Raw genomic sequence first — 20,036 nt, forward strand, 5'->3', positions numbered from 1 at the left:
CACAGACCTCCAAGTAAGCCGTCATGTGCCGCGAGGCCTGACACCGGTGTCGGCGCCGGTACCCAGACGATTGCAGGCCGGGCGGCCGGTCACACCTCCGCGATTGCCGCCGCCTTCTCCAGGTCGGCGGCCAGCCGCCCGTAGACCACCGCGGAATGCTCGAAGATGGCGAAGTGGCCACCCTCCAGCACGAGCTGCGTGAACCCGGCGCTGGTCTCCTGCCGCCAGCCGGCGACCTGAGCCGGATCCGCGAAATGGTCGCTGGTGCTGGCGAAAGCCGTGATAGGTACCGGCAGAGGCGGCCCCGCCCGGTAGTCGTAGTCCTCGTTGACGGCGAAGTCCGCGACCAGCAGCGGCTGAAGCAGAGCGAGCAGGTACGGGTTCGCCAGCACACCCTCGGGCGTCCCGCCGAGCCTGCGCAGCACCGCCGCCAGTTCGTTCGGCGGCAGGCCCGCGAGCTCTGTCCTCATCACCGGAAGGCCCGGGGCACGCCGGCCCGCCACGAACAGGTGCACCGGCAGTGGTCCGCCCAGGCGGCGCAGCTCGCGGATGACCTCGAAGGCGCACGGCGCCCCGGTGCTGTGGCCGAATATCGCGTACGGTGGCCGAACCGTCCTGATCAGCTCCGGCGTGAGCAGCCGGACGATCTCCCCGGCTGAGGTCATCGGCTGTTCCGAGCGCCGCTTCTCCCGGCCGGGTGGCTGAACCGGGCAGGCGGCTATCGACGCCGGCAGGCCGCGGCCCCAGCTCCGGTAGAAGCCTGCTCCGGCACCGGCATGCGGCAGGCACACCAGGCGGACCCGGGCGTCGTCTCCGGTCCCGAACGGGAACCACGAGCTTCCGGAGGGCGCCGGACCGGACGTCCGGCCCGCGCCGCTAGCCACTGGCGGTTCCGCCAGCCGCACCGAGTGGCCGGTCCACCGGCGCGACGGTCATCGCCGGGCCGCCCGCCGCGATCGGCGCACGATGTCGTGCAGCGCCGCACGGTCGACCTTGCCGTTGGCGGTCACCGGGTATTCCGCCAGGCCCCGCACGATCTGCGGCACCAGGTAGGCGGGCAACACCCGACGCAGGTGGGCGTGCACGCCGAGTGGGTCGTCCTCGCTTGGGTCAGGCGTCTCCGCTGGCGCATCCGATCTCGGGGTCAGATACACCAGCGCCAGCCGCTCGGGCCGGCCGTCTGCGCCGTTCACCCCGAGCGCGACACAGCTGCGAGCGCCCGGCAGCTCGGCGGCCGCCGACTCGATCTCGGCGAGCTCGATCCGCAGTCCGCTGATCTTGATCTGGCGGTCACGCCGGCCGCGATAGTGCAGGACACCGTCGTCATCCCACACCCCCATGTCGCCGGTCCGGTAGATCCGGACCGGCCCGTCGAGGTCGATGGACGGGAACTTCTCGAGGGTCAGCTGCGGTTGCCCCAGGTAGCCGGTGGCCAGGCCGGCGCCGGAGATGCAGATCTCGCCCTCCTGACCGGGCGCGCACCGCTGGTCCAGGGCATCGAGCACGGCCACGTCCGTCCCCGGCACCGGGGTGCCGACCGGCAGCCCGCCGGGCCGGTCACAGTCGGGGGGCACCACCCGCCGAAGAGTGGTGATCATGCAGCTCTCGGCCGGGCCGTAGGCGTTCCAGAGCGGCATGCCGGGATGGTGAAGCAGAAAGCTCCGGACGTGCTCCGGCGACGCCTTCTCCCCACCGAAGTACACGCCGGCGAGGCCGGTGAAGCAGTGCGGATCCTCATCGACGAGCAGGTTGAACACCGACGTCGTGAGCCACAGCGTATCGACGCCCTGCTTCGCCACGATCCGGCGCAGCGTGTTCGGGAGCAGATAGTTCGCCGGGATCTGCACGGCCGCGCCGCCGGTGGTGAGCTGTCCCCACAGTTCGAAGGCGTACATGTCCCAGGGCAGCGCCGCGATCTGCGGCGTCGCGTGACCGGGACCGAAACCGCTGAGACCGCCTTCTCCGAAGAACCGAGTCACCGCCTGATGGGGCGACACCACGCACTTCGGGATGCCGGTGGTGCCGGACGTGAAGAAGACCGTCGCGGGCGCGTCCGGCGGCACCGGTGCCGCGTCGAACGGCCGTGCGCGCCGGACCGCGCCGTCGATGCCGTCGGCCGCCGGCTGACAACTGGCGTGTCCGCCGGTCTCCTGGCCGGGTGGGGCGATGACCACCACCGGCGCCAGGAGATCGAGGATCACCCGCCGGCGCTCGACCGGCCAGCTCGGATCGAGGTTGGCATAGGCCGCACCGGTCTTGAGCACCCCCAGCTGGAGCGCCACCATCTCCGGCGAGCGATCCATGAGGAGCGGCACGATCCGGCCGGGCCCGGCACCGCGATCGGACAGGTCGGCGGCGTAGTCGTTCGCGGCCGTTTCGAGCATGCCGTAGCTGATCTCGCTGTCCTGCCAGACCAGCGCCGTCGCCCGAGGATCACGCGCCGACTGTTCCGCGACGGCTGCATGAATTGTCGGCGGGAAGCCGACCGGACCGGTCATGTCTCGGCTGCCAGCGCTGCCTCGGACTGCACCTTGCGGGCGAAGTCCGCGACGACGTCGCTGGTGAACAGCCACGCCGGATCCACCCGCCAGCCACGTTCGTGCTCGAGCCGCGCGCAGACCTTGATGGCCGCGAGCGACGTCCCCCCGAAGTCGTAGAAGCTGTCCAGCCGGCCGACGCGGTCGATGCCCAGCACCTCGGCGATGACCCGGGCGACCGCCTGCTCCCCGTCCCCCTCCGGCTCGGCGAAGACGGTGTCGACGAGCTGTTCCCTGGATTCAGTCATTCCGCTCCTTCAACTCGCGTTCCCGTATCCAGTCGTCAATCCTCGCAACCGTCCCGGTCGTCCGGCCTCTCCGGTTTTGCTGGCCTGGGCCGATGCGTTCTCGCCGGTGTCAGAGGCCGGCCAGCAGCCGCACGAAGGTCCCGGTGAGCCCGGTGACCTCGGCCCGGCCGAGCACGCCCGGCCGGTACACGAAGAGACAGTCCGTGGCGCCGTCCCGGTCGACCATCGTCAAAGCGAGATCGACCTTGGTGCCGCTGCTGATGGGGCGGATGTCAGCGGCGGAGGTCAGCATGGTGGCCATCGAGCGGTAGGCCGCGGTGAGACCCGCCCGCCCGCCGATCGACTGCAGGTCCCGGACGGTGATCGTGGCGTGGTCCAGCGCGTCGAGGAACGTGTCGCGAAGGCGGGCATGCATGGCCGCCACGGTGTGGGCGGCGGCCGGGCCGGCGGTGCTGACGCGGATCGGCAGGACGGTGGTGAAGCAGCCGAACTCCCCGCGGTCGACGGTCGCCGGCCGGCCGTCGACCGGGATGCCGACGGCAAGGTCCGCACTGTCCCCGCCGCGCCGCCGGGCCTCCAGGAACGCCGCGATCAGGACGATGAAGGCGCTGCTGCGTTCCGCGGCGGCGAAGTCGGCGACCGCCTGCCGCTGCGTGCGGTCGAGGCGTACCTGGACGGACTCGGCCTCGAGCGGATCCGCCGGCGGGTCCCGCCGGTGCGGCGCAGCGGGTGGCTGGTCCGTCGGCCGCAGCCGCCGCGTCCAGTACGTGAAATCGTCATCGTGACGGCGGCGGAAATGGGCCAGCTGCGCGGCCGCGCTGGCGCCGGGCACGAAGCGAGGCGCGTCGCCGCGGTTCGGGTGGATCGCCGTGTGGCACACCTCGGCCAGGAACGCGGCGAGCGACCGGCCGTCGATCAGCGCGTGGTGGCTGACCGCGCACAGCCGCGGTTCGCAGGGCGCCGGCAGATCCGGCTCCGCCGACATCAACCGCAGCCGTACGGTGCCGGCCGCGCGGGGATCGATGGGTTCACGGGCCAGCGCCGTGACCATCATGTCCCAGCTCGCCGGCGGGGCGCTTACGGCGGTCACGTCGAGTTGCGCGCCGGGCTGGTCACCGACCAGGGCATAGAGCGCGTCGTCGGCGGTGGCGAGCCGGGTCCGCAGCGCCGGTTGCCGTCCGGCGATCTCCGTGGCGATGGCGGTCACCAGCTCGATGTCCGGCGGAACCGGCCAGCGCATGCTCGCCGCGACGTTGTAGGTGCCCCGACGGCGGGTGACCCGGTCGAGGAACCAGAAATCGCGCTGGAAGGACGTCGCGGCGATGGCCGTCCAGCTCACTCGTGGCCGGCCGGTCACCGCACTGCGCCGGGGAGGACGTCGCCGAGCACGGCAGCGATCGGGGAATCCGGTGAACCGGTGAGCGCCCGGACCGCGGCGTGGAAGACGGTGGCGAGGCTCCGGATCTGCTCCGCGGTCAGCAGCGGCGTGCAGAACCGCCACAGTGTCCGGTAGCCCCGCGGCTCGGGCATCAGGACGACGTCAAGGTCGAACTTGGCGCCGCCGTTGCTCGGGAACCGCAGGCCGGCCCGTTGCCCCGGCCCCCACGCGGGACGCAGGTCCGGGTAGTCGTTCATGGAGAAGCAGACCTGGAAGTGCGGATTGCGCGAGCCGTCCCGCCTACCCGGCAGCTCGCGGGCCACGCTCGGGAACGGGATCTCCTGATGATCCAGACCGCTGGTGAGCGCCTCCGACAGCTCCGCCGTCAGGTCCCGCATCGTCCGGGCCGGCCAGCCGCGGACCGGCAGCGCGATGGTGGTGACGAACATGCCGAGGATGTCCTCGGTGCCGGGGACCCGGCGATTGCGCAGCATCGAGCCGAGGTTGAAATCCGGGCTGCCGCTGACGCCGCCGACCACCGCGGCGAAGGCGGCCATCAGTACGACGAAACTCGTGGTCCGCTGCGACCGGGCGTAGCTGTCCGCGGCCGCCACGACCGCGTCCGGCAGCCGATCGTGGTAGGTGTCACCGGTGAACGAGAAGTCGGCCGGGCGCCGCGCGTCGTCGCCCAGGCGCAGCGGCTCGACCGGATCGGCCAGCAACTCGACCCAGAACTTCCGCGACACCGCGGCGTCGTCGGTGTGCAGCCACATCCGTTGCCAGGCGGCGTAGTCGGCGTACCGGTGCGGCAGCGCGGGCAGGCCGGCGCTCGAACCGGTGCGATAGACGTGGGCCAGCTCGGTCATGAGCCGGCCCAGCGACCATCCATCATGGAGGAAATGGTGCTCGACCAGGATCAGGGCCTGGCGGCCGTCGCCGAGTTCCGCGAGGGTCCACCGCACCAGCCCGGGCTCCGTCAGGTCGAAGGGCCGGCCGCCCAGGTCGCGGATCCACCGGTCACGCTCGGCTGGGGCCAACGCCGACAGGTCCGCGGTGTCGAAATGGACCACCGGGCCGGGCTGCTCGAGCAGAACCGGGCGGCCCCGCCGGACGGGGAACGATGTACGCAGCAGGCTGTGCCGCGCCGCGAGGGTCGTCAGCGCATCCGCCAGCCGCACGCTGTCGACCCGCTCGGGCAGATCGACAACGGCGAGATTCTGGTACGCGATGTTGTCGGGTCGCAGCTGTTCCAGGAACCAGATCGTCTCCTGCTGGACCGTGACCGGCGGAGCAGCGCCGTCCTCCAGATGTGGCAGGCTCGTCCGCGCGGCACCGTCACCGGCGAGGATGGCCGCGGCGAACCGGGCCGGGGTGGAGTGGCGCATCAGCACGGTGAACGCGGTGTCGACGCCCTGCTCCCGCAGGGCCCCGACGATCCGGGCGGCGGCCAGCGACGTGCCACCGGCGGTGAAGAAGTCGTCGTCCGGCGCGGCCGGCGACCCGAGCTCGGTGGCCCACACCGACTGGATCGTGCGCACGAGTGCGGCGTGATCGACCCGCTGTCCGTTGCTGGTCACCGCAGGGCCGCCTCGCCGGCACGGGCACGCGTGATGAGCGCGTCGAGGGTCAGGAGGTCGAACACATCCCGGACTTTCAGCGCGGTGCCGGCGTCCTCGTTAACCAGGGCGACGAACCGCGCCGCGGTCAGCGAGTCGCCGCCGGCCAGGAAGAAGTCGCCGCCGGCCCCGGCGCCGGGGCCGAGGACTTCGACCCAGGCGTCGCGCACTGTCAGCTCCACCTCATCCGGATCACCTTCGACCGGGACCGGCCGGTCCTGCCGTGGTGTGCCCGGCGCGATGGCCGGCGGGCGGGCCGCGAGGCCGGCCAGCGCCGCGCGGTCGACCTTGCCGTTGGCCGTGACCGGCAGCGCCGGCAACGCGGTCAGCCGGGCCGGCATCATGTACGACGGCAGGGTCTCGGCCAGGCGGGAGCGCAGCCGGGCCTCGTCCACCGGATCGGCACCACCCACATAGAACGCGCACAGCGCCCGGTCCCCGCCGATCACCGCGGTGACCACCGCCGCGTCCAGGACGCCGGGCTGCCGGACGAGCGCGGCCTGCACCTCGCCGAGTTCGATTCGGTAACCACGGATCTTGACCTGGTCGTCGAGCCGGCCGAGGAATTCCAGGTTGCCGTCGGCGAGCCAGCGGGCCCGGTCGCCGGTGCGGTACAAGCGCTGGCCGGCGCGGTCCGGTGACGGATCCGGGATGAACTTGGCCGCGGTCAGTGCCGGATCACCCGCGTACGCCGACGCCAGGCACTCGCCTCCGATGTAGAGGTCCCCCGGTGCACCGACGGGGCACGGGTCCCACCGCTCGTCCAGCACGTGATAGCGGGCGTTCTGCATCGGCCGCCCGTACGGAATGCTCGGCCAGCTGGGATCGAGCTCACCGACCACGAAGGCGTTCGACCACACCGTGGCCTCGGTCGCACCGCCGAGGGCCACCACGGTCGTGGCCGCTCCGAACCGGTCACGGATCTCGGCGGGCATGCTGACCGGCACCCAGTCCCCGGACAGGAACACCCGGCGCAGTGCCGGGCGGCCACCAGGGGCCCGGCCGCGGGTCGCGGTCAGCACCACCGACAGGGCGGCGGGGGCCGAGTCCCAGAAGGTGATGCCCTCGCTCATCAGCACGTCGTACACCCGCTCGGGTTCGGCCAGCACCGCGTCCGGCAACAGGTGGATGCTGCCGCCGCCGGAGAGGACGCCGAACATGTCGTAAATCGACAGGTCGAACGCGAACGACGTCACGAACAGCAGACGGTCGCCGACGTCCACCCCGAACTCGCGGTTGACCCAGTCGATCAGGTTCGCCACGGCATGATGGGTGACCAGAACGCCCTTCGGCTGACCGGTCGAGCCGGAAGTGAAGATGCAGTAGGCCGCATCCGCGGGTGCGGGGCCGGGTCCGCTCCACGGCGTGCTCGCCTCGATCTGGGGCCGCCCGGCCAGCACCGGCCGGTCGGCGGCCCGGTCGGATCCGCCCGCCGCCAGCACCACGTCGTAGCGCCGCTGGAGCAGGTCGGGAAGGCGGTCGCCGGATCGGCGCAGGATCTCGGCCCCAGCGAAGCCGTCACCGGCCAGGGACTCCCAGGCCCGGACCGGGATCCGGAACAGGTCGGGGTTGTCGCCGCTGATCGGGTCGATGACGTCGGCGATCACCAGCCGGCCGGTGTCGCGGAGCACCCGGCGGCACTCTCCGACGACGGTGGCCAGGTACCGTGGCCCCGGGAAGAACTGGGCCGCGCTGGCGACCAGGACCACGTCGAACGGCTCGTCGTCCGGTCCGAGCTCGTGGGCGTACCCCGTCCGGATGGTGGCTTTGACGTCGTGCTCGGCGGCCCAGGCGGTGAGCCCGGCGACCGCCACCGACGACGGATCAACGCCGACGTAGTCAAAGCCGGCGGCCATCAGGGCCTTGCCGATCAGGCCGTTGCCACATCCGATCTCGAGCACCCGGCAGCCGTCACCCGCGGCGGCTACCAGAGCGACCACGTGGTCGCGGTAGGCGAGGATCTCCGCCTCGGTGAAGGTGGCGCTCTTCGGCCGCAGGTTGAACCCGGCGCCCCGGTACTCGTCCGGGTCCGCGGCGATCGCGTTCCACAGGCCCACCGTCATCGTGAGACGGTCCGGATCGTCGAAGGCGTCCGAGCCCCCGTCCACGCACACGATCGACGTCAGACTCGGCACCCGGTCGAGCAGTTCATAGGCGGCCCGGGCGGTCGAGCGATCGGCCAGCAGCGACCGGCAGTTCATCTGGTGCAGCGCCGCGGCGATGCGCTCGGCCGGCCAGCGGCCGTCGACCGGCACGTAGACGCCGCCCGCGCGCAGCACCCCGATGACCGATCGGACGGCCTCGGGATGGTGGTCGCACAGGAGCCCTACCGCGGTGCCCGGCCCGACGCCCACGGAGCGAAGGAATCCCGCCGTCGTGGCGGACGCGGCAGCGAGCTCGTCGTGCCGGTAGGCGACGCCGTCGGCCGTCATCAGCGCCGGGCGCCCGCCGTGGGTCGCCGCGGCCGCCGCCAGCAGGTCCGGAACAGATCTCGAGACAATGGGACGATCGGTGGCGAACCAGTCCGGCGGGGGCAGCTCGGGTGCGTCAACCATGTCAGCCTTCCATTCGCAGTTGCCACGTCGCCCGGCCGCCCACGGATCGCTCCGGGCGCAAGCCGTGGGCGATAAGCCACGGTGCCGAGCCCTCGTGCCCGTCGACGGTGGTCACGAGCACTTTCCGGCCGAGGGCGGCGGCGTACGCCCGGCACTCGCCGAGCAGCAGCCCGCCGATCCCGCGCCGGGCGACGGCCGGGTGCAGGAGGCCCCAGACGTGACACTCTTCGTCGCCGATCACGCCGCATTCCGCGTAGGCGACCAGCTGGTCACCGTCGCGGACGGCCACCCGGAGCAGGTCATGACCTGGATCGAGGGCCGGCGGGGCCGGTGCGTGCGGACGGGTTGCCCTGAGCGCCGCCAGCGCGGCCTGGTCACCGTCGAACGGCTCGATGGTGCAGCCGTCGTACGGCGCCGGGTGGGGCCGGCCGGGGGCACCGAGCACTATCGCGCCCAGGGCCGCCACATTGGCCGGCTCCCGGAGGTAGAAGTGGTTGCCCGGCAGGGCGTACACGGGTGCCGAGGCGGTGAGGAAGCGCCGCCAGCCGGCCACGACGGCAGGCGGCGCGTGGTCGTCGCCGTCACCGGCCACCAGCACCGCCGCGCACGACGGCGGACCTCCGGGCAGCGGCCGGAACGCGTCCACCGCGGCGAGGTCGGTGCGCAACGGCTTGAGCAGCATCGCAAGCCAGTCCGGGTCGGCCAGGACCTCGTCCGGCATGCCGCCCAGCTCGCGCAGACCCGCGACCAGCTCCTGGTCACTGCCGGTGGCCACCGCCGCCGGGAGCGGCAGGTCCGGTGGACGAGCCGCGGACATGACCAGCCGGGCCGGCGCCGGCCCACCGGCCTCTGGCAGCACCCGCGCGATCGTATACGCGATCAGCGCGCCCATGCTGTGCCCGAACAACACATACGGGCGGTCCAATGTGCGTAACAGAGCCACCGCTATCTGGCGCGCGAGCAGGTGCAGGTCGGGGGAGGCCGGCTCCGTCGACCGGCCCTCCCGGCCGGGCAGCGTCACTGCGACAACCTCGGCGCGGTCGCCCAGCGCAGCCGCCCACCGGCCGTACATGCTCGGGCCGGCGCCCGCGCTGGGCAGGCACACCACTTGTATCGGCGCGTCCGGGCGTGGCTGGGCACGCTGGATCCAGCGGTCGGATCGGATCGTGGCGTCGGTCACGCAGTTGCCTCCTCGTGATGGGATGCGGGAGCGATGCGGTCAGGCGGACCGGCGGAAGACACGTGGCCCGTCGCCGCTGCCGGCCAGGCTGAACCCGGCGCGAATGGCGACACCGGCGGCGTCCGCATCGGCCCGTCCGACGGTGGCCGTCACCCCGGAGACACCGGGCTGGGCGAGAAGCCGGGCCGCCAGCGCGTCCACCGCCTCGGTGGCGTAGCCGTGGCCGCGTGACAGCGGCTCCAGCGCGTAGCAGAGCTCGTGGGCGCCGGTCGCGGCCGGCGTAACCCCGAGGTCGCCGATCACGCTGCCGGTCGACGTGAGCACGAGCTCGTACAGGTCGGCCGGGGCTCGGGAACGGGTGGGTGCCGGTAGGTAGCCGGGCGCCCAGTCGGCGTGCCGGTGGCCGTCGACGCGCCGGCAGGACATCTCGGCCGGCAGTACCTGGCGGAGCTGGAGCCGTCCGGTGTCGTGGACGGTGCGGGCAGGCCCCGTCTCGGTCCGGCGGGCGCTGCGCGGTCGCAGGTCGGTCCAGACCCGCCGGATCTGTGCCAGGCAGTCGTCCAGCTCTCCGGCGACACCTAGCGGATGCCAGCCCGCCGGCACCGGCCGGGCCTGCGGCCAGGCCGAATACTGGTCCTCGTCGTTGCGGACCACCAGGAACATCTCACTCACGGGCCGTCCTCCGACCTGACACGGTTTCATTGGCATTGCCTGGCGCGGTCTGCGGCGGCGCGGCACGCTCGTCCGAGGCCAGCCGGGCCCGTCCCAGCGGCGAACCCGCGGCGACGGCGGCGGTCAGGACGATCACCACGCCGATCCCGATCATGACCGGGCCGATGCGGGCCTGCGCGACGGCAAAACCGCCGGCCAGGGCCCCGATCGGGATCACCGACCAGGCCAGCACCATGGAGACCGTCATCACCCGGCCGAGCAGACGGTCGGGGACGATCTGCTGGCGCAGGGTCATCGTGCTGATGTTGAACAGCACGCTCACCGCGCTGTTGACTGCCCAGAGGACGATCGCGATCGCGTAGGTCGAGGTCAGCCCCAGCCCGACAACCGTGATGCCGTTGAGGGCCAGGCTCGCCACGAGGAGCACACCCAGCCGGATGCGTCGCAGGCGACCGGCCGCCAGCGACACCAGCATCACCCCGGCGGCGCCGGCGGCGAACAGGAGGCTCACCTGACCGTTGCCGGCCGAGAGCTGGCGTTTGGCGTAGAAGACGAGTTGGGCGAGGGTGGTGGAGGCGAACAGGTTGACCACCGCCATTGTCACCGCGATGCTGCGCAGCAACGGGTTACGCCAGACGTAGGTCAGGCCCTCCCGGATGTCGGCTCGCAACGCGCGCAGCAGCACCGCCACCCGGCGCGGCCCCTCGCCGGGCGGCCGGACGTCGTTGAAGCTCACCCTGATCAGCGCCAGGGCAGCCGCCGACAGCGCGAAGGTCGCCGCGTCGATCAGCAGCAGGTCGACGACCGGCATCGTGGCGACCGCGATGCCGGCGAGCACCGGGCCGGCGATCTGAGCCAGCGACGTCGCCGCCTGGAGGCGGCCGTTCGCGGTGACCAGGTGGTCCTTTCCGACCAGGTGCGTGACGCTCGCGAACTGCCCGGCGGTGAACGGGATCTGCAGCGTCGAGCCGAGGAACGCGACGGCGTAGATCCAGAACAGATTCAGATCGTCGCCCAGCGCGATCAGCGGCAGCGACACCAGCAGGGCCGCGCGGGCGAGGTCGATGCCGATCATCATCGAGCGCCGGTCGACGCGGTCGACGACAGCGCCGGCGACGAACCCGAACAACAGGTACGGCAGCAGTGAGACAGCCAGCGACAGGCCGAGGCCGACCGACGAGCCCGTTCTCGTGAAGATCAACAGCGGAATGGCGAACGTGGTGAACGCCGATCCGATGTCGCTGATGAACCGTCCCGCGAAGTAGAGCCGGAAGTCCGCCGACGGCCGTTGCTGAACCGCTGGCATCACAACTCCCGTGCGGTCAGATAGTGGTCGACGGCCCGGACGGACGGGTCGCTGAAGAAGTCCTTGAGGGGCATCTCCAACCCGAAGTGCTCCGCGACCTGGGTGATGAGGACGGCGGCCAGTAGGGAATGACCGCCCAGGTCGAAGAAGCTGTCCTGGACACCCACCCGCTCGATGCCGAGCACCTGCGCAAAAAGTCCACACAGGAGCTCCTCGCGCGGGGAGGCGGGCTCCGGGGGACCGGCCCGATCCTGCGGGCCGGGAGCCGGCAACGCCCACCGGTCCAGCTTGCCGTTCGCCGTCGTCGGCAGCGTCGCCGACAGCACCACGCCGGTGGTCGCGAGGAATTCCGGCAGGTGCCGCGCCACCACCTCCCGCAGCCCGCGCGGATCGACCGTCGCCTCCGCGGCCGGCACCACGTAGGCCACCACTCGGCGGTCGCCGGGCTCGTCCTCCCGAACCGTCACCGCCGACTGGACCACTCCGGCCTGGCCGGCCAGCGCCGCCTCGATCTCACCCAGGTCGATCCGGAACCCCCGGATCGTCGTCCGGTCATCCGTCCGGCCCAAAAAGTCCAGGTCGCCGGTCGTGCGCCACCGCGCCAGATCACCGGTACGGTACATCCGCTCGCCCCGGCCGAACGGGCACGCCACGAACCGCTCCGCGGTCAGCCCCGGCCGGCGTACGTAACCCCGGCCCAGGCCGGCACCCGCCAGGTACAACTCCCCGACGACCCCGACCGGCACCGGCCGCAGACCACCGTCCAGCACGTAGGCCCGGGTGTTCGCGATCGGCCGGCCGATCGGCACCACCACGTCAGGTGCGTCACCGACCCGGTGGACGACGCTGCCGGCCGTGCACTCGGCCACGCCGTACTCGTTGAAGACCTCGGCACCCGTCTGCGACCAGCTCCGCGCCGACGCCGACGGCAACACCTCACCGCCGGTCACGGCCGTCACCGACGGGCTTGTCGGCCCGGCCGCCGCCCGGAGCTCGGACGGCAGCAGCCGGAGCGGCGACACTCGGCCCGCCGTCCCGTCCGGGGAGCCGGCGCCGTCCGGGGTCACCGAGACCGTTCCCCCACCCGAGAGCGCCACCAGGACGGAGTCGAGGTAGGGGCCCCGCACCGGCGCAATGCTGCCCGGCTCGACGCGGTACGTGTCGCGTGCCCAGGCACAGTAGTTGACCACGCCCTGCTGAGTGGCGACGACGCTCTTCGGGGCGCCCGTGTAGCCCGAGGTGCAGGTGATCCAGGCCGGATGCGCGGGCAGCAGCGGCGCGGTGCGCTCGGAGTCGGTGACCGCACCGGCCGGCAGCGCCTCGAGGGCGGGTTCGCCGGCGTCGACAACCGGCACGCCGTCAGCGCCTGCAAACTCGGCCGCGGTGTCTCTGATCAGGAGCACCGGACGCGTATCAGCGACAATGGACGCGAGGAGCGCGGCCGGGCTGTCGAGGTCGACCGGCAGACAGGCCGCTCCGGTCTTCACCACCGCCAGCAGGGCGACGACCATCAGCTCACTCCGCGGCAGCGCGACCGCCACCGTCCGCTCCGGACCGGCGCCCCGCCCGATCAGGCGGCGCGCCAGCCGGTTGGCGCGGCGGTCCAGCTCGGTGTAGGAGAGCCGCCTCGGGCCGCAGACGACCGCGGTGGCCTCCGGAGTCCGGGCCGCCTGCTGGTCCCACAACCGGGTAGCCGTCAGCGCCGGCAAGGGCCGGTCCGTGTCGTTCCAGTCGTGCAGGATCCGCTGCCGCTCGGCGCCGGTCAGGACCTCGTAGTCCCCGACCGGCCGGGACGGATCCTGGACCGCCTCCCCGAGGAACCGCAGCAGCCGGTCCGCGAGCGTCTCGATCGTTGCCGCGTCGAACAAATCCATCGCGTACTCGAAGGTGCCGCGGACGCCGGCCGGTGAGCCGTCGGCGGCGTGCTGCGCGCGGATGAACAGCGACAGGTCGAACTTGGTCGTCTCGTGGCCGAGCGGCTCGGGCTCGATCCGCACGCCCGGCAGCTGCCAGTTGCGGGTGACGGCGTTGTCGGCGACGAGCATCACCTGGAACAGTGAGTGCCGGGACACCGACCGGGCCGGGTTGAGGATCTCGACCAGGCGCTCGAACGGCACATCCTGGTGGGTGTAGGCGGCCAGGTCGGTCTCGCGGACCCGGGCCAGCAGCTCGGCGAAGCTCGGGTTGCCGGACCCGTCGGTGCGCAGGACCAGGGTGTTGACGAAGAAGCCGACCTGGTCGTGGACCGCCTCGTCGCTGCGGCCGGCCACCGGCGTACCGATGGGAATGTCGGTGCCCGCGCCGGAGCGGGACAGCACGGCCACCAGCCCGGCATGCAGCACCATGAACAGGGTCGCCTGGTGCTTACGCGCCAGCGCCAGCAACGCGCCGTGCAGTGTGGCGTCCAGGTCGAAACCGACGGTGCCGCCGCTGTCGGTGGGGTCGGCCGGGCGCCGCCGGTCGTAGGGCAGCTCGAGCTGATCGGGCAGCTCACGCAGGGTCGAACTCCAGTAGTCCAGTTGGCCGGCCAGCAGGCTGTCCGAGTCGAGGCCGTCACCGAGCAGGCTCCGCTGCCACATGGTGTAGTCGGCGTACTGCACCGGCAGCCCGGTCCAGTCCGGAGCCCGGCCCCCGGCCCGGGCCCGGTACGCCTCCGCCAGGTCCCGGACCAGAATGCCCATCGACCAGCCGTCACAGGCGATGTGATGGGTTAGCAGCAGCAGCACATGCTCGTCGGGCGCCAGTTCGAACAGCCAGGCGCGGACCGGCAGATCCGCCGCCAGGTCGAAGACGTGCCGCGCGGCGCGGTCCAGAAGGCCGGGCAGCGCCGCCGGGTCCGCCTCCGCCACCGTCAGTTCCGGCACCGCGTCCGCAGCATCGACGATCCGCTGGTACGGCTGACCGCCGGCCACCGGGAAGTTGGTGCGCAGCGACTCGTGCCGCCCGACCACGTCATGCAGTGCCGCCCTCAGCGTGCCCGGATCCAGCCGGCCGTGCAGCCGCCAGGCGAACGGCATGTTGTACGCCGTGCTCGGGCCGTTGAGCCGGGCCAGGAACCACAGTCGCTGCTGCGCGAACGACAGGGGCAGACGCTCGGGCCGGCGGACGGGCACTAGTGGTGCCCGGGCGCTGCCAGCGCCGTCCAGGACCGGGGCCAGCGATGCCACCGTCGGATTCCGGAACAGCGCCCGCACCGGGACCTCCACGCCGAACATCGACCGGATCCGGCTGATCAGCCGGGCCGCCCGCAGGGAGTGCCCGCCCAGGGCGAAGAAGCTGTCCTCGACACCCACCCGGTCGACCCCGAGCACGTCCGCGAACAGCTCGCACAGGATCTCCTCCCGTGGCGACGCCGGCGCCCGCCCGCCGGCCGGGGCCTCGAACTCCGGCGCCGGCAGCGCCCGCCGGTCCAGTTTCCCGCTCGTCGTCCACGGCAGCGCCGCCAGCACCACCACACCGGCCGGAACCATGTGTCCGGGCAATTCCCGCGCCACGGCCGCACGCACCCCGGCCGGGTCGAGCTTCGCGTGTGCCGCCGGCACCACGTAGCCCACCAGCCGGCGGTCACCCGACGGGTCCTCCCGCGCCGCTGCCGCCGCCTGCGCAACTCCCGGCTGGGCCGCCAGCACCGCCTCGACCTCGCCCAGTTCGATCCGGTACCCGCGGATCTTCACCTGGTCGTCCGCGCGGTCCAGGAACTCGAGATTCCCGTCCGCACGCCATCGCACCAGATCCCCGGTCCGGTACATCCGCTCCGCCGCACCGAACGGGCACGCCACGAACCGCTCCGCGGTCAGCCCCGTCCGGCGCAGGTAGCCGCGGGCCAGCCCGGCGCCCGCCAGGTACAGCTCGCCGGTTACCCCGACCGGAACCGGCTCCAACGCGCTGTCCAGCACGAAGGCCCGGGTGTTCGCGATCGGCCGGCCGATCGGGGGCGCCTGCCGGCCGTCGCCGGCCGTGCAGGCCCAGAAGGTGGAATCAACCGCTGTCTCGGTCGGGCCGTACAGATTGTGCAGGGGCGAACCCCCGGTCTCCCGCAGGAAACGAGCGGCCAGCCGCCCGGGCAGCGCCTCACCGCTGCAGAACGTCCGCCGGACGGTGCCGTACCGCGCGGCACCGCCGGCGGCCAGAAAGGCGTCCAGCATGGACGGCACGAAGTGCACGGTGGTCACCGCGGCGTTCTCGATGAGCTCGGCGAGGTAGGCGGGATCCTGGTGGCCGCCCGGTCTGGCCAGCACCAGCCCCGCACCGGTGAACAGGGGCCAGAAGAACTCCCACACCGACACGTCGAAGCTGTACGGGGTCTTCTGCAGCACGCGGTCGTCCGCCGACAGCGCGTACTCGTTGTCCATCCAGGTCAGGCGGTTGACGATGGCCGAGTGCGAGACGCTAACACCCTTGGGCCGGCCGGTGGAGCCGGAGGTGTAGATGACGTACGCGGGGTGGCCGGGCAGCAGAGGTCGCGCGCGACCGGTGCCGGTGGCTGCCGCGGCCGGCGGCGCCGATACCGCGGGATCATCAACGAGGACGACGGGCAGACCGGCGGTGGCCGGCAACACCGTCGCGGTGGCGGCATCGGTGAGCAGCAACACCGGACGGGCGTCACCGAGCATGAACTCCACCCGGCCGGCGGGGTGGTCCGGGTCGATCGGCAGATAGGCCGCGCCTGCCTGCAGCACGCCCAGCAGGGCGATGACAAGAGACTCGCCGCGTGGCAGCGCGACCGCGACGATCTTCTCCGGCCCGGCGCCCAGGGTCATCAGCTGCCGGGCCAGCCGCCCGGCTCGTTCGTGCAATTCCCGGTACGACAGCTTGCTGCGGCCCTCGAAGGTCACCGCGAGCGCATCCGGGGTACGTGCCGCCTGTGCCGCCAGGAGTTGCGGCAGCGTCTGTGCCGGTAGCGGCCGGGCGGTGTCGTTCCACCCGTACAGGAGCTGGTGCCGCTCGGTCGCCGTCAGTGTCCCGTACTCGCCGACCGGAGACAGGTCCTCGACGTTGAATCGATGAGCCACGGCTTCCTCATTCCGGCAGGGTCCAGATCGAACCGCGCCGGTGCTGAGATCAGCGAATCAGCTGCCAGGTCGCCGACCACGGTTCATTGGGAGCCTCGCAGAGTCCGCGGCCACGACCATCTCCCCCAGTGCTGAGGGCGGCCGGCGGCCACGAACGGCCGGGATCAGTCGTCGATGGCCTGGTAGACGGCAGTCCAGAAGTCCTTCCGCATCGGCCGCCGGGGATCGCCCGCGCGCGCCCGCTGCACGATGAGGATCGCCGACAGGTCCTCGGCCGGATCGTTGTACCAGGCGGTCCCGTACAGGCCAATCCATCCGTAGCTGCCGGCCGAGGGGCCGAGGTCGGTGCGACGGGTGACCACGCCCAGGCCGAAACCCCAGCTCGTCGTGGCGAAATATCCCGGCCCGAAGCCGGAGACCGCCCGCTGGGCCGGGGTCAGATGATCACTGGTCATCAGGCTCACCGAAGGCCGCGAGAGTATCCGCTCACCCCGGTGGGTACCGCCCGCGAGCAGCGCCGACGCGAACGCGAGATAGTCGTCGGCGGTCGAGACGAGCCCGCCGCCACCCCCCTCGAACACCGGCGGCGTGCTCCACAGCCCGTCGGGACCGTCGGCGACCCGTGCCTCACCGGCGGGGCCGTCGTCCGCCTCGTACGCCGTCGCGAACCGATCGAGGCGGTCCGCGCTCACGCTGAAGGCGGTGTCCTTCATCCCGAGCGGCTCGAAGATCCGCTCGCGTAGGGCCTCCCCGAACGACTTGCCGGTGGCCCGGGCGATGAGCGCACCCGTCGCGTCCGAGCCGGTCTCGTACATCCAGCGCTCGCCCGGCTGATGAACGAGCGGGAGGGCACCGAGCCGGCCCACCCACTCGTCCAGCGACGGCTCGCCCAGGGCGACCAGGGCGTCGCTGATCGGGACGGTTCCCGGCTCGGCGGGGACCATGCCGGTGCCGAGGGTCAGCGTCAGCAGGTCCCGCAGGGTGATCGGCCGTGCCGCCGGAACGGTGTCCTCGAGGGATCCGCCCGGATCGGTGAGCACCCGCATGCCGGACAGCTCCGGCAGGAGGTCGTCCACCGGGTCGTCGAGGCGCAGGAGGCAGTCCTCCACGAGGGTCATGGCACACGCGGCCACTATCGGCTTGGTCATCGAGGTCATGCGGACGATCGTGTCGCCCGCCATCGGGACCCCGGCCCCGGCGCCCTCGAACGCGAGACTGCCCGTCGCCTCGGTGTGCACCTGGCCGTGGCGGGCGAGAACAGCCAGCATGCCGGGGACGTAGCCGGAATCGACGTACCGTTCGAGCAGCTGACGCACCCGCGTCAGTCGTCTGGCCGAGAATCCGCCAGCAGCCATCGCCTGCCCCCTCAACTCGTCCGCCCGCAGCGCGAGCGTACCTGCTGAGTGGCGGGGTGAATCAACCGTTCAGAAGCTTCCAGTTCCCCTCGGAGACGACCTCCACAGTGCCGTCGACGACTTTGATCGCCGTATCGTCGTCGATCGCGTAGGTCGCCACCGGGATCCCGGACGCCCACTTCTCGATATTCGCCAGGGTCGTGTCGGCCATGTCCGGGTGGTTGAGATGCGGGTACAGCGTGAAGTCCACCAGCCCGAGCGCCCGGTCGGCGCCCTGCGCCCTGTCGCTGCCATCGGGCACGAACTCCAGGTCGAACTCCGCGTCGCAGTTGTACGCGGTCACCGCGATGCTCCCGGCGCTCACCCCCACGTAGACCGAATCGTGCAGCGACGGCAGGAGATCGGCCAGGCCGGACTGACGCATCCAGTGGGTCAGGTACAGCGCGTCACCGCCCCAGACGAGCAGGGCGTCGGCCTCCCGGACCGAGGGGATCCAGTTCTCCTCCCGGATGGTCGGCAGCGCGGTGAGCTCTAGCATTCCCAGGGACTTCCAGCCCAGGTCGCACAGGGGGCTGCGAGCCTTCCCGGACATCGCCTCCCAGGCCCTGCCGGCACCGCCTGGGAAGGGGTAGATGCCGGTCGGCACGAACAGGGCGCTGGACTCGGCGATCGGCTTGCCCAACAGGTCGGTCAGCGCGCCGGCGATGCTCTGGTTCCTGATGCCGGACGAGGTGAGGAGAAGTTTCATGAGGACCGTTTCTGCTCGGACCGCCGTAGGGCGGCGACACTGTTCTCGTTCACGGTCAGCGGCGGGAATCCATCGGACTCCCTCGCCAACCGACGATCAACGACGACACCGAAGCCGTCAACGACCGCCGGGCTGCTCGACCAAGCCTTGCTGCCGTCCCAGGGGCTCGTCCGGGGCCGCGACGCAGTGCGCCAGAAGCGCGGCGTACCGGCCGGTCACCCGAGCGATGGTGGCGGCCTCGTAGACATCGGCGTCGTAGTCGCAGAGTCCCGTGTAACCGCCGTCCTCACCCGCCACCAGACTGACGATGAGAGCGCACTTGGCTCGCGCGGGAGCAATGTGGATCCGTTCCGCGGTGAGCCCCGGGAGGGAGAACGGTTCCCAACTCATGTCGTCGACCACCAGGATCACATCGCACAGGGGCCGCTGGCCGTCTTCCGCCTCACGTCCGGTCATCCGGACGAGGTGGGAGAAGGGAACCGTGCGATGGGCCATCGCGCCGAGGACCTCGGCCCTGGTGGCCCTCGTGAGCTCCCGGAACGACGTGGCCCGCGAGGCCCTCAGCCGGAGCGGCAGCATATTGCAGAGGAAGCCGATCATGCCGTCGACGGCGGCCGTCCCCCGCAGCGACACCGGCGTACCGAAGATCACTTCGTCGGACTCACCGTACTGCCACAACAGCGCGGCCATCGCTGCGGCGAACACGGTGAACGGAGTGGTCCGCAGAGTCCGGCCGGCGGCACGGACCGCCCGGCCCAGCTCGGGACCGAGGGTGAGGACATGCCGCCCGGCACGGTGTGGCAGGTCCTCCGGGCCGGGCCGGTCCGGCGGGATCGGGAAGGACCGGGGTGCCGCCCGCACGCGCTCCCGCCAGTACCCGACGTCCGCCGGGTCCAGCCCCTCGGCCTGCTGGGCGACGGCGAAGTCGCCGGCCTGCATCGGCAACGGCTCCAGAACGGGCGGCCGGCCGAGCAGCCGGGTCGTGTAGAGGTGCATGAGCTCGCGCTGGAAGACGTTCAGCGACCAGTCATCGATCACGGCGTGATGAAGCTGCACCACCAGGACGACCTCCGCCGGAGACACCCGGACCAGCCAGGGCCGGATCGGTGTCTCGTCGAGGTCGAGCGGCTCGGCGACGATCCGGCTCAGCGCGCCCGGAAGCTCCGCCGGCGGGCAGGACAGCTGCGCCAGCCGGACGGACGCCGGCGCGGCGACGATCTGGACCGGCTCGCCCGCCCGCTCGGTCAGCCGGGTGCGCAGCACTTCATGACGTGAGACGATCTGGCCGATCGTCCACTCGAGCGCGGCGACGTCGAGACTCCCGGTGATCCGGCAGGCCCAGGACTCCAAGTAAATCGACTGCCCGTCCCAGATCAGATCGTCGAGCCACAGTGACTCCTGCTCGCGGCTCATCGGGTAGATCCGCGGG

At 71.9% G+C, this 20,036-nt stretch carries 13 protein-coding genes; all 13 read right to left on the reverse strand.

The features are described from left to right. Nucleotides 1-89 precede the first annotated feature (89 nt). A complete protein-coding gene (locus AB0F10_RS16700) occupies nt 90-905 on the reverse strand; it encodes a thioesterase domain-containing protein (RefSeq protein ID WP_360624884.1) in 816 nt (271 codons plus the stop codon). Between the two features lie 27 nt (nt 906-932). Continuing rightward, on the reverse strand, nt 933-2,498 hold the full coding sequence (locus AB0F10_RS16705; protein WP_360624887.1) for an amino acid adenylation domain-containing protein: 1,566 nt from the start codon (nt 2,496-2,498) through the stop codon (nt 933-935). Continuing rightward, nucleotides 2,495-2,785 carry a phosphopantetheine-binding protein gene (locus tag AB0F10_RS16710; protein ID WP_360624890.1) on the reverse strand — a complete coding sequence of 97 codons (291 nt, stop codon included), beginning with the start codon at nt 2,783-2,785 and terminating at the stop codon, nt 2,495-2,497. Before AB0F10_RS16710 ends, AB0F10_RS16705 begins: the two co-directional genes overlap by 4 nt. 109 nt (nt 2,786-2,894) lie before the next feature. Further along, nucleotides 2,895-4,124, reverse strand: a complete 1,230-nt coding sequence (locus tag AB0F10_RS16715; RefSeq protein WP_360624893.1) for a condensation domain-containing protein — start codon at nt 4,122-4,124, stop codon at nt 2,895-2,897. A gap of 14 nt (nt 4,125-4,138) precedes the next feature. Further along, a complete protein-coding gene (locus tag AB0F10_RS16720; RefSeq protein WP_360624896.1) occupies nt 4,139-5,740 on the reverse strand; it encodes a condensation domain-containing protein in 1,602 nt (533 codons plus the stop codon). Continuing rightward, on the reverse strand, nt 5,737-8,334 hold the full coding sequence (locus tag AB0F10_RS16725; RefSeq protein WP_360624899.1) for an AMP-binding protein: 2,598 nt from the start codon (nt 8,332-8,334) through the stop codon (nt 5,737-5,739). The genes AB0F10_RS16720 and AB0F10_RS16725 overlap by 4 nt, the downstream gene beginning before the upstream one ends. Nucleotide 8,335: 1 nt before the next feature. Beyond that, complete coding sequence (locus AB0F10_RS16730; RefSeq protein WP_360624902.1) at nt 8,336-9,514, reverse strand: alpha/beta fold hydrolase; 1,179 nt, start codon at nt 9,512-9,514, stop codon at nt 8,336-8,338. Nucleotides 9,515-9,553: 39 nt separating this feature from the next. Then, complete coding sequence (locus AB0F10_RS16735; protein ID WP_360624931.1) at nt 9,554-10,177, reverse strand: GNAT family N-acetyltransferase; 624 nt, start codon at nt 10,175-10,177, stop codon at nt 9,554-9,556. Between the two features lies 1 nt (nt 10,178). Continuing rightward, nucleotides 10,179-11,492 (reverse strand): MFS transporter, encoded by a 1,314-nt coding sequence (locus AB0F10_RS16740; RefSeq protein ID WP_360624905.1) that lies wholly within the window; start codon nt 11,490-11,492, stop codon nt 10,179-10,181. Further along, nucleotides 11,492-16,504 (reverse strand): amino acid adenylation domain-containing protein, encoded by a 5,013-nt coding sequence (locus tag AB0F10_RS16745; RefSeq protein ID WP_360624908.1) that lies wholly within the window; start codon nt 16,502-16,504, stop codon nt 11,492-11,494. Before AB0F10_RS16745 ends, AB0F10_RS16740 begins: the two co-directional genes overlap by 1 nt. 164 nt (nt 16,505-16,668) lie before the next feature. After that, nucleotides 16,669-17,820 (reverse strand): serine hydrolase domain-containing protein, encoded by a 1,152-nt coding sequence (locus AB0F10_RS16750; RefSeq protein ID WP_360624910.1) that lies wholly within the window; start codon nt 17,818-17,820, stop codon nt 16,669-16,671. Between the two features lie 100 nt (nt 17,821-17,920). Further along, on the reverse strand, nt 17,921-18,607 hold the full coding sequence (locus tag AB0F10_RS16755) for a Type 1 glutamine amidotransferase-like domain-containing protein (RefSeq protein WP_360624913.1): 687 nt from the start codon (nt 18,605-18,607) through the stop codon (nt 17,921-17,923). Between the two features lie 117 nt (nt 18,608-18,724). Then, nucleotides 18,725-20,020: a condensation domain-containing protein gene (locus tag AB0F10_RS16760; RefSeq protein WP_360624916.1), complete on the reverse strand. Its 1,296-nt coding sequence runs from the start codon at nt 20,018-20,020 to the stop codon at nt 18,725-18,727. Between the last annotated feature and the right edge of the window lie 16 nt (nt 20,021-20,036).

It is taken from the genome of Actinoplanes sp. NPDC026623, from assembly GCF_040638275.1.
Lineage (GTDB): Bacteria > Actinomycetota > Actinomycetes > Mycobacteriales > Micromonosporaceae > Actinoplanes.